Consider the following 14,595-nt stretch of genomic DNA (forward strand, 5'->3'; position numbering starts at 1 on the left):
TTTGTCATTTGTCATTTGTCATTTGTCATTTGTCATTTGTCATTTGTCAGTAGTTATTCTCCTCTGCTCCCCTGCTCCCCTGCTCCCCTGCCCCTCTGCCCCCTTATCTACGAAGTCGCCCATACGATCAGTGCTTGGGTTAAACCATCTAAAGTGTATTCTTCGGCTTCTACATCCACGCGTCCGAATAAATCATGGCAAGTTTTAGAGGTTTGGGGGCCAATAGAGGCAATACAAACTCCCTCTAATAATTGGCTAGGATCGGAGTTGTTGGCAAATATACTATTAGTAAGTTGACAGAAAAATTGTACAGTTTTAGAACTGGCAAAGGTGATTGCATCTACCTTGCGGTTTTGGAGAGCTAACTTTGCCGCAGGTGGAATACTACTAGGACAACAAGATTGATATGCCGCAACTTCTATCACCTTTGCTCCCTTGAGAGTTAATTCCTTAACTAAAACTTCTCTGCCGCCGCTTTCAACTCTGGGAAATAACACCTTTTTACCATCTAATTTATCTGGGAAATTTTCCACTAAAGAATCGGCAACAAAGTTGGGGGGAATAAAATCTGCTTGCAGGGAGCGTTGTTTGAGACTTTGGGCTGTTTTCTCACCAACGACGGCAATTTTGATGCCAGCTAAGGCACGGCTATCTTTACCTTGCGTAGTTAGCCTTTCAAAAAAGTAGTCTATGCCATTGGTAGAAGTGAGAATTAACCAGTCGAAGTCAGATAAATGAGCGATCGCATTATCCAAAGCTTCCCAACTGGAGGGGGGGCCGATTTCTAAGGTAGGCATTTCGATGACTGTTGCACCTGATGCAATGAGGCGATCGCTAAATTGACTCGATTGCCCAATTGAGCGTGTCACCAAGATCATTTTACCAGTAAGGGGAGATAGGGGGAAATTGCTTGACATAGCAGGGGGGCTAAAAGTTTTGCCTGTAGTAGAAACCTGACAATCTATTTTCTCAGGTTGTAAGTACTTGCGTAGCCCAACAACTTCGCCAATCACAATTACCGCCGGAGAAAGGGATAATCCGGCGGTTTGTTCTAGAATATTGCCCAGTTGCGCCGTCCAAATTTGTTGTTCGGGAGTTCCTGCCCAACGGATGATGGCAATGGGTGTTATGTGCGATCGCCCATGCCGCACCAGTCGATCTACAATCTCTCCTAGATGTCGCCCTCCCATTAAAATTACCAGTGTCTCTAAGCGTGACAGTGCTTCCCAATCTAAAATCTCTGGTTCATGAGCTGTAAGCACTGCAAAAGTGCGGCTTAACACCGGATCTGTCAGGGGAATTCCTGCCAATAAAGGTGCAGCGAGGGCTGAGGAAATTCCTGGTACTAGTTCAAAATCACAACCGGATGCTTTCAAGGCTTCAATTTCGGAGGTGCAACGCCCAAAAATCAACGGATCGCCTGATTTGAGCCGTATAACTTGTTTTCCTTGCAGACAGTGTTTTACCAGTAACTTGTTAATCTGTGCTTGGCTTGTACTGGGTTTGCCACCGCGTTTACCAACATCTAACTTCAGGCAATCATCTGGTACGCACTGCAATAATTGAGCATCTACTAAAGCATCGTAGACTAATACTTGAGCAGTAGCTAAGAGATTGTAAGCTTTTACTGTCAGGTATGCTGCATCTCCAGGCCCAGCACCTACGAGGTAGACTTTGCCTTTGTCATTTGTCATTTGTCATTTGTCATTTGTCATTCTCCCCATGCCCAATGCCCCATGCCCCATGCCCCATGCCCAATGCCCAATGCCCAATCCTTTTATTCAATCCGTTTGGGTATTAATTTTTTCGATTAGCCGATCGACTTGCTCAATCATCTCCTTGTTTTTCTCAGCTTGGAATAATTCTCTGGCTTTTTTGAGATTAACGATCGCTTCTTTTGGCTGTTGTTGTCTTCCCAAAGTGATTCCCAAATTATAGTAAGTGAATGCATCATTGGGAACGAGACTAATGGCTTTTTTGTAATGTGCGATCGCTTCTTGAGGTTTACCTCGATCGTCCATTGCATTTCCTAAACCTGTGTAAGCTTGTGCGTGTTTGGGATCGAGACGAATCGCTTCGGTATAGCCAGCGATTGCTTCTGTGAGCTTGCCTTGAGCGTAAAAAGCACTTGCTAAATTATAATGAGCGTCTGCATAGTTGGGAGCGAAGCTGATGGCTTTTTGGTAATGTGCGATCGCTTCTTCTAGTTTGCCTTGAGCGTACAGAGTATTTCCCAAGGCATTATAACCTGCTGGGTTTTTCGGAGCGAGGCGAATGGCTTCGGTATAGTTGGCGATTGCTTCTGTTGGCTTTGCTTGAGCGTACAAGGCGTTTCCTAAGTAATAGTAAGCGTCTGCATAGTTAGGATCGAAGCTAATAGATTTTTTATACTGGGTAACTGCTTCTGCTAGCTCACCTCGATCGTAGAGAGCATTTCCTAAACGGGTGTAAGTCGGCGCATAGTCTGGTTTGAGGCGAATAGCTGCTGTATATTCGGTAACTGCTTCTTTTAGCTTGCCTTGAGCGTAGAAAGCGTTTCCTAAGTTATAGTGAGCTTCAGCATACTTGGGTTCAAGGCTGATGGCTTTTTTGTATTGGGCGATCGCAGGTTCTAATTGATTGAGTCTTGCTAAAGTCAAACCTAAATTAAAATATGCTCTAGAGTCTTGAGGATCGAGACTAATGGCTTTATTGTATTGAGCGATCGCTTCTTGTGGTTTACCGCGATCGTCGAGAGTATTTCCCAAGGCAATATAAGCTTGTGCAAAATTGGGTTCTAGTTCAATTGCCTTCCGAAAAGCCGCCTCCGCTCCTTTTAAATCTCCCTGTTTATAAAGATTGCTTCCTTGCTCGAAGTTAGCAACTGCGTTTTTGTTCCGAATAACTGCGGACTGAGTATTTTGAATTTTTGCTAAAATAACGCCAACATTTTGACCAAAGGCAGTATTCCCATTACTCAAACACAAGCAGATAATAGCTGCTACCAGTAGATTCTTGTTTTTCAGCATTTTTCTTACCTTACCTGCTTGGTTTACATCTAATATCAAGTTCGGTTAATTGCGATCGTCAAAAAACCCTATCTCAGCCCTTCCTAACTTGCTGTTAGGAGAGCAAAAGTGTAGCTTTGGCGAGGTTATAGCTGGAATTATAAGTGATTAAGCTAACCTGATACAAGTGTAATCTCATATAAATGGCTATTTCTACACAATAGACATTTCAAAGTCCCTCTCACAAGGTTGGGAGAGGGATTTAGGGTGAGGGCTTTTGATTCATGCAAAAAATCTAATAGATAGTGCTTTTTTAAAAGTAAAAAGTCGTTTTTAAGTAATTGCTGACACTTTTGTTTCCATCAATTTAACAATCGCTGCAATTAATTTTTCTGGGTTAAGAGGTTTGGATAAATGCATCTGAAACCCAGCGTTTAGAGCTTTTTCTTGGTCATTGTTTCTGGCAAAGGCAGTCAAGGCAATTGCTGGAATTTGCCCACCTTGTTCTGGTGTCCGAGTTCTGACTTGATGTATTAACATATAGCCATCCATATCGGGCATACTAATATCGCTTACCAACACATCTAGCTTGACCTCTGCTAAGGCTTGTAATGCTTCTTCAGCGGAAGATACTGTCATCACAAAAGCCCCATCTTGCTCTAATACAAAAGCAACAAAATCTCGTGAATCAGTATCATCATCGACAACTAAAATCCTCATGTCATTCAGAGGTAAGGATTTACTAGCTAAGAATGTAGGGTAGTTTTTTTCATCCGTCAGCCTTGGACTTTCATCTGCTAGAAGCGGTAAGCTAACAGTAAATATTGACCCTTTATCCTCACCGTGGCTATCTGCTTTGACAATGCCGCCATGCATTTCGATGATATTACGCACAATTGCCAATCCCAGTCCTAATCCACCAAAATTTCTCGTAGAGGTGCTATCTGCTTGGCGGAAGTAATCAAACACGAATGGCAAAAAGTCAGCGCTAATTCCCTTACCCGTATCGCTAACGATTATTTGAGCATAGCCATCAGTTTCCTGAAGTCGCACTTCTACCTTTCCTCCCCTGGGTGTAAATTTGATTGCGTTAGAAAGGAGATTCCAGACGACTTGCTGCATACGAGTCGAGTCGCCCATGATTTGTCCCACACCAGGTTCAAATACTGTATTTACCTCAATCAACTTTGTTTCTGCTGCTAACTGCATTGTCTCTAATGCGACAATACTGTAAACTTTAGATTAATCTTCGTGATATTCAGCGTCAGTTTACCTTGTAAAATTCTGGAGATGTCCAGCAAGTCCTCAATGAGTTGAACTTGTAAGGTAGCATTTCGCTCGATTGTGGCTAGGGCTTCAGATGTCTTTGTTTGGTCTAATCTGCGCGTTTGCAATAACTTTGACCAGCCGAGAATTGCGTTGAGTGGAGTGCGTAGTTCGTGAGAGAGGACGGCTAAAAATTCATCTTTAATTCGATTGGCCGTTTCTGCTTTCGCTCGTGCTACTTGTTCTAATTCCAGTAGGTGCGCTCGTTCTTCAAGTATTTGTTTTTGCTCGTGGATATCCGTACAGGTTCCAAACCACTTGACTACAAAACCTTGCTCATCTTTGAGTGGTAAACCTCGCGCTAGCTGCCAACGATAGGAGTCATCAGCAGCTCGTTTAAAACGATATTCATTGTTATATATAGTGCTATTTTTAACAGCATCAGACCACACTTTATCAGCTCTTTGAACATCATCTGGATGCAAGGCAGCCAACCAACCAGAACCCAAAGATTGTTTTAACGTTAGCCCTGTGTATTCGCACCAATTTTGATTAAAAAAATCACATTCACCGTTAGGCTTAGTTGTCCAGACAAGTTGAGGAATTGCCTCAGCCAAGTAACGGTAGCGTTCTTCGCTTTGTCGGAGAATTTCTAAGATGCGTTGACGTTCAAGAATTTCCTGTTGTAATTGCTCGTTAGTCTTAGTAATTTCATTGGTGCGAACAGCAACCATTTCTTCGAGATGATTCTGGTATTTTCGCAGTTCCTCCTCTACCCATAAGCGTTCGCTTATTTGTGTTTGAAGTTCTTGATTTGCTTGTTCTAATTGAGTAGGGCTAGGAAGTGCCAGTGCTTGTGGAACTAAAGGCACAAGCTTTAATGCTGTAATTACAGATATTGTTGCAGTTGCTGCTTTGAGAAACCCCGACACCCAATAAGTTGGATGCCAAAGTGTCCAAATCTCCATTAAATGAGTAGTGCCACAAGCTACGATAAATCCACCAAACAGCAAAAAAATCCAATCAAAGGGCAAATCTTGTCGCTTGCGGACAAAGTAGAAGAGTGTAGCTGGAATCGAGTAATAAGCTAGTGCAATGAATGCGTCAGATAATATGTGTAACCAAACTAAATTCGTTTGCCATAGATAGCAGTGTCCATGTGGAATAAATAATTCTGATGTAAAAAAGTTAGTCCACAATTCTGATATTATATTTGACATAAATACTTGATTCTTTAAGCTATAAAATCTATTATTAAATCTCTGCCCTTGCTTAATACTATTCTAGTACCAAAATCTTAATGATACGTGTGTCTAATGTCTCTACTACTTAAGCCAATTACAATATATCTTTAAAAACAAAAAGGCTGTTAGTATTATTACTGTTTTGCAAAAATTAATCATTGAAAATTCCCAAGATTTTCTCTTATCAAGCCTAAATCAATTAATTGTGGCTATGGAGCTTGTCGTCCATCCGATTGCAATTGTAATGGCTATGAAGAGAGTGGTCAAACTTGCGGAAATTGCGGACATAATTATGGTATACACTACTAAGTTATCAAATAAAAACCATTCCCATCATAATGATGGGAATGGCAAAAAATTAGGAGACACAATAGGAAAATTCAATCTCTGCAATTCTCATTCAAGTTAAGATTCGCTTGACTTAGCACTCATTTTATCTAACAGTTGAGTGATTTTTTTAGCTTTTTCAAGTTGGCGCTGTTTTTGTAATAAATCTTTAGCTTGTTGCAGGTTAGTTTTAGCTTCTTCTTCTCGCTCTTGCTGCATGAGAATATTTGCCAGCCGCAAGTAAGCATCAGGATTTTTCGGACTGCGGCGAATTACTTCCCGAAATAATTCTGTTGCTTCTTCTACTTGTCCTTGCTGGTTTAAAACATCTCCCAAAAACAAGCGCACTACGTCATTTGTAGAGTTGATGGAAATCACTTTGCGAAAAGCTGCTTCTGCACCTTGGTAATCTTTTGCTTGGGCAAGATTGATACCTTTTTGAAACAAATCTGAGGTAATCAAAGTTTTCCAGGCGAAATAGCCAAGGATTGACAGACTCAGAACAACTGCAACAGCAGCGATAATCGAACTAGTAGGAAAGGTTTCTAGCATTGTCTAAGCCAAAAGACAGGCGATAGGAAAAATCAGATATTCCATAAAAAAGAGTTTCCAGATAAATTGGTAGAATTGAGCGATCGCACTTTTCTCTTGTAAGTCTACCGTCAAACTCCGCAACCACAGCCAAGCCAACAGCCCCAAATGAGTAACTACCAGGAATATAGCGTTAACTGAGGCGACGTGTAGCACCCCAACCAGAATTATTCCCAGATAACAGGCAGTTATTACCCAAAGAGATAGATTGAACACAGCTTGAGGGCCAAGTTTGATGGTGAAAGTAGTAATATTGTAGAGGCGATCGCCTTCCATATCCGGGATATCTTTAAAGATGGCGATCGCAAAGGTAAACACCAAAATAAATAACGTCAGCACCCATACCACAGGCGGAATTGTTTGGTTTTGTTGTAACGCCCAACTGTAATGCAGATATAAACCTAAGTTAACAATCGTACCGCGCACCGAAAAAATACACAGCGCCGCCCAAATAGGAAACTGTTTTAAGCGAATTGGTGGTAAAGAATAAGCAGTACCAATGGCCAAACTAATTGCTACCATACCCAATAAAAACGGGCCAGTTAGCCACGCCACAACCAGCGCCAAAATTCCAGTAGAAGCAACAATTAATTGCCCAGTTTGCTGGGAAAACTCACCAGACGCTAAGGGTAAATGAGGCTTATTAATCTTGTCGATTTCTACATCTTCTAATTGATTCAGCCCCACAATATAAACATTGCCACACAGACAACTAATCCATGCACCAAAAACAGGGAATAGAGAATACGTAGAGACAACATTCATTGCGTCTCTACTGATGGCAATGGCAATTAAATATAAACCCAAAACACTCAGACTTGTACCAATAATCGTATGAGGGCGAGAGAATTTCCAGAAGGCGTATAACCACTGGAAATATGATTGAACAGGTTTGCCTGGTAAAGGGCTGTTTTGAGAACTTTGGCTCATGAGTAGCTTAAATACAGTATTCTGGTTGGTTGTTAATCATTGTCACAGAATTTGGTCATTAGACTACTTTCATGAATCAATGAGCTTTCATCCTTCTACTTCGTGCCCTCTGCTGTGGCTGCGACAAGCCGTTCGCGTAGCGTCTCCGACAGGAGAAGCATCTACGTTATTCTAAACTTATAACTTCTTGCGCCAACTCATATCAAGAATGCGACTAATTTTATACAGTAAACCCGGCTGTCATTTATGTGAAGGCTTGCAAGAAAAGCTAGAACAAATCCAAAATCTCAGTTTCGAGTTGGAAGTTAGGGATATTACAACTCGTGAAGATTGGTTTGCTGCGTATCAGTATGAAGTGCCGGTGCTTTATTTATCGAACCGCAGAGGCGCAGAGGGCGCAGAGGGAAGTGAGAAACCATTGCCGCGTCCTTCTCCTCGTGCTAACGTGCAGCAATTGGAGCAAATGTTGCGTAAATATTTAGCCAATTAGAAAAAAATAATGCAGAATAAGCGCAAGATCAAGAATGTGACGAGGTTCACAAAATGAAATTGCGGGAATTACTAACAGCGGTAGACAGTGTTGAGCAATTGCCTAGTTATCCAACTTTAGAGGATGTGGAAGTTAGGGGTTTAAAGACGAATTCCCATGCTTGTCGTGTGGGTGATTTGTTTATTGGGATGCCAGGAACGCGGGTTGATGGTGGGGAATTTTGGCAAAGTGCGATCGCATCAGGGGCTGTCGCTGCGATCGTTTCTCCCGAAGCTGCACAAAAAAATCCTCCCACAAATCAGGCTGTGGTCATTAGTGCAAGTAACATCACTCAAGCTTGTGCGCAGATAGCCAGTGCTTTTTACGGTTATCCAGGGCGAAAACTCAAGTTGGTAGGTGTGACTGGTACAAATGGCAAAACTACAACTACTCATCTAATTGAATTTCTCCTCAACAAAGCTAATTTAGCTACAGCTTTGATGGGAACTCTCTACACTCGTTGGGCAGGTTTTGAGCAAACTGCTGCCCACACTACACCCTTTGCAGTGGAACTGCAACAGCAGCTAGCAGAAGCTGTAAAGGCTGGTAGTGAGTTTGGGGTGATGGAAGTCAGTTCTCACGCTTTGGCCCAAGGTAGAGTGTTGGGTTGTGAATTTGAGGTAGGGGTATTTAGTAATCTTACTCAAGACCATCTCGATTATCACAGCGATATGGAAGATTACTTTGCTGCCAAAGCGTTATTGTTTAGTCCTAATTATCTCAAGGGACGGGCAATAATTAATGCTGATGATTCCTACGGGAAGCGGTTAATTGCCTCGTTAGATTCCGAACGCGTTTGGAGTTACAGCGTCAACGACAACAGCGCTGATTTATGGATGAGCGATTTAAGTTACCAGCCAAATGGTGTTAGTGGGACATTACATACACCAAAAGGTGATGTGGCTTTTCAATCGCCCCTAGTCGGACAATATAATTTAGAAAATCTTTTAGCAGCCGTAGGAGCAGTTTTGCACTTAGGGCTAGATTTACAGTTAGTGGCAGCTGTGATACCTGAGTTCCCTGGAGTTCCCGGACGGATGGAACGGGTACAGATTAGTACTGAGCAAGATATTAGCGTGATTGTGGATTATGCCCACACGCCCGATAGCTTAGAAAATTTATTGAAAGCTGCGCGTCCGTTTATACCTGGAAAAGTGATTTGTGTATTTGGTTGTGGAGGCGATCGCGATCGCACTAAGCGCCCAAAAATGGGTAAAATTGCTGCTGAGTTAGCTGATGTGGCAGTGGTGACATCAGATAATCCCCGCACTGAAGATCCAGAAAGGATTTTGCAAGATATTTTAGCGGGAATAGCTGATACAGTGCAGCCAAGAGTAATTTGCGATCGAGCGATCGCAATTCGTACCGCTATTTTACAAGCACAACCCGGTGATGGAGTGCTGCTTGCTGGTAAAGGTCACGAAGATTACCAAATTCTCGGCACCGAAAAAATCCATTTTGACGACCGAGAACACGCCCGCGAGGCTTTACAGCAAAGACTTAACGTACAATAATTTGGGCATTGGAAGAGGCAGGGGAGCAGAGAGGCAGAGGGGCAGAGGAGAAAAACTTACTGCAATTTCTTCCCTGCTCCCCTGCTCCCCTGCTCCCCCATCCCCTCGTGGATAGAGTTTTTTATAGTTAATGTTTTTTTCCGTGGTGATTTTGTAAAAAATGCACATATAAAGGTGAAAATCGAAGACAGAATTATTTCTTGCTTCATCCAAGTTGTGCTTGACTCATGAATGTTTCTCTGGCTAAGGATCTGTCTGTTTATCAACTGGTTATGGGAGTGCAAGCGCCTCCGAAACCATTGTCCCTCAGTCCTGCTACTCTGCTATCACTGGTGAGAGCGCAAATTGACTTACTCATTGAGCAGCAAATTGCAGCCACTCTCTGGGTGAAGCTACCACCAGATAAAATTTGGCAATCAGAATTAGCGCGTTATCAATCCTCGGTAGGTGCGTCTAGTCTCATTTATAGTTGCCAGATTGACGAGAGTAGGAAAACGGAAGCAGGGGAAGCAGGGGAAGACAAGGGAGAGGGAAGATTAAATATCTCCTCATCTCCTTCATCCCCATCATCTAATTATGTCCCCGTTCATCTACCACCAAATAGCCAAATGCGGCGGGAAAACTTTCTGATGGTGTTATCGCCACAGTTTTGCAGTTTAATTTTGGCTCATCGACCACTTAAAAAACGCAAAAATCAGACATCGGGGAAGGTAAATACTAATAAAAACCAGCCGTTGCTGATTATAACTACTGTTGAGGGGAGAGTAATTCAGCAAGTATTAAATGGTATCCAACAAGCGATTGCGCCAGAATCATCCTCAATTTTACCTGCTAGTTTTATTTGTCCAACCGTGCCCCAACCTGCACTGATGAATCAACTGTTGGCAAAACAACTCCTCCGACAAGATGAAATTAATCGTCAAATCATCACAGTACGTACTAATAAGTTGGAACAGCAAAATCAAGAACTGCACAACAAAGAGCAACTCAAAGATGAATACCTGAAAAATGTCTGTCAGGAACTACGTATACCTTTGACACACATGAAGACAGCACTTTCGTTATTAAATTCCCCTAATCTGAAACCCCCGCAACGACAACGTTATTTACAGATGTTAAATACCCAGTGCGATCAGCAAAACTCCCTGATTACTGGTTTCTTGGAACTGGTGCAGCTAGAACAGAATTTTGACGGGACGACTTTGGAGTTGGTGCGTCTCTCAGATATAGTACCTGGAGTAGTTAGTACTTACCAACCTGTAGCCCAAGAAAAAGGAATTATGCTAGCCTACACCGTACCGACTGAACTCCCATCTGTTTGGTGCGTGACTGGTAAGCTAAGGCAAATTGTGATTAATCTGTTGCACAACAGTCTTAAGTTTACTCCTAATGGAGGTCAAGTATGGGTGCGTGCCCGTAATCAAGGCGATTATGTCCAATTAGAATTCCGCGACACAGGTATCGGTATTGCGGAAAACGAAATTCCCAAAATTTTCGATCGCTTTTATCGCGTGCGTACAACAGCAACCGAAGATAATGGCGGTGCTGGGTTAGGGTTAACGATAGTACAGCAATTGCTGCTGCGCTGTGGTGGATCTATTTCTGTAAAAAGTAAATTATCTGAAGGTTCTACTTTTACAGTGCAACTGGCAACTGCTGGTAATATGCCAAGAGCGATCGCGACAGAAAATGAGTTATGAGTTATAAGTTATGAGTTATGAGCGATCGATTTATAATTCATAACTTATAACTCCTACGCCCTTTCCATAATACGCTGTACTAGGTCTTACTTATAAGGCGCTCAACTCGGACGGATACATCAGGAAAGGCTAGGGGTGAAATAGTACCTGTAGTTAGTGTCAGTTCGGTCTTGTATTCCCCATTTTCTAGGTCACGAAATACTTTTAACTGCGGAGTCTTCAGGTTGACAACCCAATATTCAACAATACCAGCCTCAGCGTAGATGTCTTTTTTGTCACCTAAATCTTTGCTACTAGTGGCTTTGGAGAATTCAATTACCCAAAAGATATCTTCTGGGTAAGGATGGTGTTCTAAATAGACCTTACCTAAAGGTTTGACAATCGCAACATCGGAAGCAGGTTCTGAATCGTTGGGTAAGGTAACGGGTTTTGCATCGCGGATTTTTACCCGTTCACCGAGCAGTGTGCGAAGATAATCAGCTGCTTCTGTGTTGTAGTAGGCGTGAGATTCTCGTTCTGGAGGCATAACAATGAGGTCGCCGCGCAATAGTTCAATGGGCTGGTCGTCAAAAATACCTGCCTCTATTGCTTGGTGATAACGTTTAATTGTCCATTTATAGGTAGTTACAGTCATAATTCTTATTTAGCCTTTTTTCTACCACTTAGACAAGAGGTTTACTTTGATTTTAGAATGAAGCACCGGCTAGCTCATCAGACATTGTTTTTAGGACTTATATCATGTCCGCTTGATTGCTTATTAAACCCGAAGAACCCCACCTCGCCAAAGCTGCGCTTTGTCTCCCCTCCCGAAGAGCGGGGAGGGGTTGGGGGTGGGGTGTAATGACTGTGGTTAGTATAACTAATTATGCGGACATGATATTACGCATTTTATACATTGGAGATATTTTATATTCGTAGCGAGAGACAAAATAAGCACCAACTTGTTTGTCGCTGTGATGACGGAAACCAAAACGTTCATATACTGCTTTAAGGCGTGGACGTGAAGCGTCGCAATCTAGACGTAAATAATGTCTGCCAAGTGTTTGTGTTTGTTCAACAGCCCAAGCTAGAAGTGCTGAAGAGACTTTACCGCCGGAGTAATGCCGTCGAACTGCAAAGCGATGTAAAAATGCTGAATCTTCCTGAGAAATGTCAGGCCAGAAAAGTAAATCTTCTAGTTGAAACTTGATTGTACCAGCTGGTTCACCTGCCCACTCAGCAATAAAAAACAAGCCGTTAGCAACATCTTTAGAGATACTTTTTGGCGAAATCTCACTCTCATGCCACAGAGGTCTACCACTCTGCTGGAGCCACAAAGCTGCTTCTAATAGCACATCCGAAACGATCGCCGTATCTTGTATAGTTGCTTGACGAATTGAGATGTACATTTAGTTATCAATCGAAGTTTGAGTAAAAGAACAGTAAAATTCAACAAAAATTTTTATAGTTTATTTACCAATACAAAATCTACTAAAAATCCTCTCTAAAACTGATTCTGTTACTTCTTCTCCGGTAATTTCCCCTAAAGCTTGAATCGCACCTCGTAAGTCAATTGTCCAAAAATCCAGAGGTAACTGCTGGGTAATTGTCGCTTGCACCTGTTCTAAAGACATTTTAGCTTGAGTTAAGGCTGCTGCCTGCCTTTGGTTAATGGCTAAATCCATATCAGCAGCTTGCACTTTTCCAGATTGAACTATTTTTAAAATTGCTGTTTCTAAAGCTTCAATACCTTGATTTTGGGCTGCGGCTGTGACAATTTTGGATTTTGGGTTTGAGATTTTAGATTGAAGAGTTGTTCTTTCGCTTTCTTGCAATAAATCGATTTTGTTAATTATTATAATCAACGGACGATGTTGTACCTCTTGATAAATTTCTTCATCGCCTTCTGTCCAACCTGCGGAAGCATCGATGGTAAGCAAGACTAAATCAGCTGCATTGGCAGCACGACGCGATCGCTCGACGCCAATTTTTTCCACTTGGTCTGTTGTTTCCCGAATCCCGGCTGTATCTAGCACTTGTATAGGAATTCCCCCGACAACTAACTGAGATTCGACAACATCGCGGGTTGTACCAGGTAAATCAGTCACAATAGCGCGATCGCTCCGGCTCCAAGCGTTCAATAAACTCGACTTACCCACATTCGGACGCCCAACAATCGCCACTTTTAAACCAGTGCGTAGCAACTCTCCTTTATCTTTGGTTTCCAATAACCTAGTTATTTCTGCGGCAATTTGATCGATTTCTGATACGATCGCTTTATCATCCAACGGCGGAAGGTCTTCCTCAAAATCAATCCGAGCTTCAATTTCTGCCAAGATATCTAAACAGTTAGCACGTAACTGCCGAATCGGATGAGCTAATTTTCCTTGTAAACCAGCTAAAGCACTTTGAGCAGCTTGGGGCGATTTAGCTCCGACTAAATCAGCAATACCTTCGGCTTGAGTTAAATCTAATCGTCCATTCAAAAAGGCGCGGAGAGTAAATTCTCCAGGTTGCGCTAGTCTAGCGCCATTTTCTAAACACAGTTGCAACACTTGCTGCACTGCGATAATTCCCCCGTGGCAATGGAATTCTACTACATCTTCACGGGTGTAAGAACGGGGTGCTTTCATCATCAACAACAAAGCTTCATCCACTATTTGTTGCATCTGGGGATGGCGAATATAACCGTAGAGAATCCGGTGACTTTCCCAAACTTGTCGCCCTGGTGCATGAAAGAGACTTTGGGCGATTGCCATTGCTTGAGAACCGGATACCCGCACAATCCCAACACTACCCTGTTGGGGGACAACAGCAGTGGCGATCGCGGCTATAGTTCCAGTAGTAGCAAACAGTTCTGACATGAGCGCCCTTTATAAAAGTGAGGAGTGAGGAGTGAGGAGTAAAAATCATAACTCATAACTCATAACTCATAACTTTCACTCATAACTCATAACTTTCTAAATAGTGAGTATTTAGACTAATGAGATACCAACTGGCAAGGTAAAATTTACCTGTAGGTCATGCCTGATAGTAAAGAGTTAACAGTGAAGAGTTAGAGATGAAAATCATGACTCACAACTTATAACTTATAACTTTTAGAGAGAGGAATGTACTGTGAAGCAAAAGATTAACTGCGCTGTAGCCTGTGTTAATGGGTGTGTTTTAGGGGATAAATGCCCCAATACCGAGTTTAGAGAGTCAGCCGCAAAATTTATTAAAGAGACTCCCTTAGAGAAAATGCTGGAGTTGGCACAAGAACGCCTGCAAAAAAAAATGATGGAACCGCCGAAATGGGTTTTTCCTGAAGATCCATAGCATTCAGGGTAACAGGCACAAGCAAGACAGCGTGGAAGTTAAATGGTATCTTTACCCCACCCTAATCACTGCTTGAATTCAATAAACGACCGCCCGAATTCAACAAACGATCGCCCGAATTCAATAAACGACCGCCCAAATTCAATAAACGACCGCCCGAATTCAACAAACGATCGCCCGAATTCAACAAACGATCGCCAGATCGGAAGA

At 42.4% G+C, this 14,595-nt stretch carries 11 protein-coding genes and 1 pseudogene; 4 read left to right on the top strand and 8 right to left on the bottom strand.

What is annotated here, in order from left to right; genetic code table 11:
• Positions 1–107: 107 nt before the first annotated feature.
• From cobA to RMZ95_RS33460, 5 genes and pseudogenes are all read right to left on the bottom strand, one after another.
• Positions 108–1,694: a uroporphyrinogen-III C-methyltransferase gene (gene cobA / locus RMZ95_RS33440; protein WP_322686579.1), complete on the bottom strand. Its 1,587-nt coding sequence runs from the start codon at positions 1,692–1,694 to the stop codon at positions 108–110.
• Between the two features lie 87 nt (positions 1,695–1,781).
• On the bottom strand, positions 1,782–3,008 hold the full coding sequence (locus RMZ95_RS33445; RefSeq protein ID WP_322686578.1) for a tetratricopeptide repeat protein: 1,227 nt from the start codon (positions 3,006–3,008) through the stop codon (positions 1,782–1,784).
• 312 nt (positions 3,009–3,320) lie between these two features.
• Positions 3,321–5,461 (bottom strand): annotated as a pseudogene (locus RMZ95_RS33450) (ATP-binding protein).
• Positions 5,462–5,902: 441 nt separating this feature from the next.
• Positions 5,903–6,376, bottom strand: coding sequence for a tetratricopeptide repeat protein (locus tag RMZ95_RS33455; RefSeq protein ID WP_322686577.1), 474 nt, complete (start codon positions 6,374–6,376; stop codon positions 5,903–5,905).
• A gap of 3 nt (positions 6,377–6,379) precedes the next feature.
• Positions 6,380–7,345, bottom strand: a complete 966-nt coding sequence (locus RMZ95_RS33460; RefSeq protein ID WP_322686576.1) for a homogentisate phytyltransferase — start codon at positions 7,343–7,345, stop codon at positions 6,380–6,382.
• A 208-nt stretch (positions 7,346–7,553) separates the two neighbouring features.
• Here RMZ95_RS33460 and RMZ95_RS33465 point away from each other — a divergent pair, with 208 nt between their 5' ends.
• The 3 genes from RMZ95_RS33465 to RMZ95_RS33475 all read left to right on the top strand — a co-directional run bounded on the left by RMZ95_RS33465 (position 7,554) and on the right by RMZ95_RS33475 (position 11,088).
• Entirely contained in the window at positions 7,554–7,835 is a 282-nt protein-coding gene (locus RMZ95_RS33465; RefSeq protein ID WP_322674786.1) for a glutaredoxin family protein, read from the top strand.
• Between the two features lie 53 nt (positions 7,836–7,888).
• Entirely contained in the window at positions 7,889–9,388 is a 1,500-nt protein-coding gene (locus tag RMZ95_RS33470) for a UDP-N-acetylmuramoyl-L-alanyl-D-glutamate--2,6-diaminopimelate ligase (RefSeq protein ID WP_322686574.1), read from the top strand.
• A gap of 227 nt (positions 9,389–9,615) precedes the next feature.
• Positions 9,616–11,088 carry a DICT sensory domain-containing protein gene (locus RMZ95_RS33475; RefSeq protein ID WP_322686573.1) on the top strand — a complete coding sequence of 491 codons (1,473 nt, stop codon included), beginning with the start codon at positions 9,616–9,618 and terminating at the stop codon, positions 11,086–11,088.
• Positions 11,089–11,167: 79 nt separating this feature from the next.
• On the opposite strand, the gene RMZ95_RS33480 is transcribed toward RMZ95_RS33475, so the two are convergent.
• The 3 genes from RMZ95_RS33480 to mnmE form a co-directional block, all read right to left on the bottom strand.
• On the bottom strand, positions 11,168–11,722 hold the full coding sequence (locus tag RMZ95_RS33480) for a Uma2 family endonuclease (RefSeq protein WP_322686572.1): 555 nt from the start codon (positions 11,720–11,722) through the stop codon (positions 11,168–11,170).
• A 229-nt stretch (positions 11,723–11,951) separates the two neighbouring features.
• Positions 11,952–12,476 (bottom strand): GNAT family N-acetyltransferase, encoded by a 525-nt coding sequence (locus RMZ95_RS33485; RefSeq protein ID WP_322686571.1) that lies wholly within the window; start codon positions 12,474–12,476, stop codon positions 11,952–11,954.
• Between the two features lie 60 nt (positions 12,477–12,536).
• Positions 12,537–13,931, bottom strand: a complete 1,395-nt coding sequence (gene mnmE / locus RMZ95_RS33490) for a tRNA uridine-5-carboxymethylaminomethyl(34) synthesis GTPase MnmE (protein WP_322686570.1) — start codon at positions 13,929–13,931, stop codon at positions 12,537–12,539.
• Positions 13,932–14,184: 253 nt separating this feature from the next.
• Between mnmE and RMZ95_RS33495 the strand changes: the two genes are divergently transcribed.
• Positions 14,185–14,385 carry a hypothetical protein gene (locus RMZ95_RS33495; protein ID WP_322686569.1) on the top strand — a complete coding sequence of 67 codons (201 nt, stop codon included), beginning with the start codon at positions 14,185–14,187 and terminating at the stop codon, positions 14,383–14,385.
• Positions 14,386–14,595 lie beyond the last annotated feature (210 nt).

Origin of the sequence: Nostoc sp. DedQUE07, from assembly GCF_034530975.2 — a bacterium.
Lineage (GTDB): Bacteria > Cyanobacteriota > Cyanobacteriia > Cyanobacteriales > Nostocaceae > Nostoc.

Bases quoted from the DNA above. Each gene is read 5' to 3' on its own strand.
- cobA (WP_322686579.1), bottom strand. From the start codon at position 1,694: ATGACAAATGACAAAGGCAAAGTCTACCTCGTAGGTGCTGGGCCTGGA.
- RMZ95_RS33445 (WP_322686578.1), bottom strand. From the start codon at position 3,008: ATGCTGAAAAACAAGAATCTACTGGTAGCAGCTATTATCTGCTTGTGT.
- RMZ95_RS33455 (WP_322686577.1), bottom strand. From the start codon at position 6,376: ATGCTAGAAACCTTTCCTACTAGTTCGATTATCGCTGCTGTTGCAGTT.
- RMZ95_RS33460 (WP_322686576.1), bottom strand. From the start codon at position 7,345: ATGAGCCAAAGTTCTCAAAACAGCCCTTTACCAGGCAAACCTGTTCAA.
- RMZ95_RS33465 (WP_322674786.1), top strand. From the start codon at position 7,554: ATGCGACTAATTTTATACAGTAAACCCGGCTGTCATTTATGTGAAGGC.
- RMZ95_RS33470 (WP_322686574.1), top strand. From the start codon at position 7,889: ATGAAATTGCGGGAATTACTAACAGCGGTAGACAGTGTTGAGCAATTG.
- RMZ95_RS33475 (WP_322686573.1), top strand. From the start codon at position 9,616: ATGAATGTTTCTCTGGCTAAGGATCTGTCTGTTTATCAACTGGTTATG.
- RMZ95_RS33480 (WP_322686572.1), bottom strand. From the start codon at position 11,722: ATGACTGTAACTACCTATAAATGGACAATTAAACGTTATCACCAAGCA.
- RMZ95_RS33485 (WP_322686571.1), bottom strand. From the start codon at position 12,476: ATGTACATCTCAATTCGTCAAGCAACTATACAAGATACGGCGATCGTT.
- mnmE (WP_322686570.1), bottom strand. From the start codon at position 13,931: ATGTCAGAACTGTTTGCTACTACTGGAACTATAGCCGCGATCGCCACT.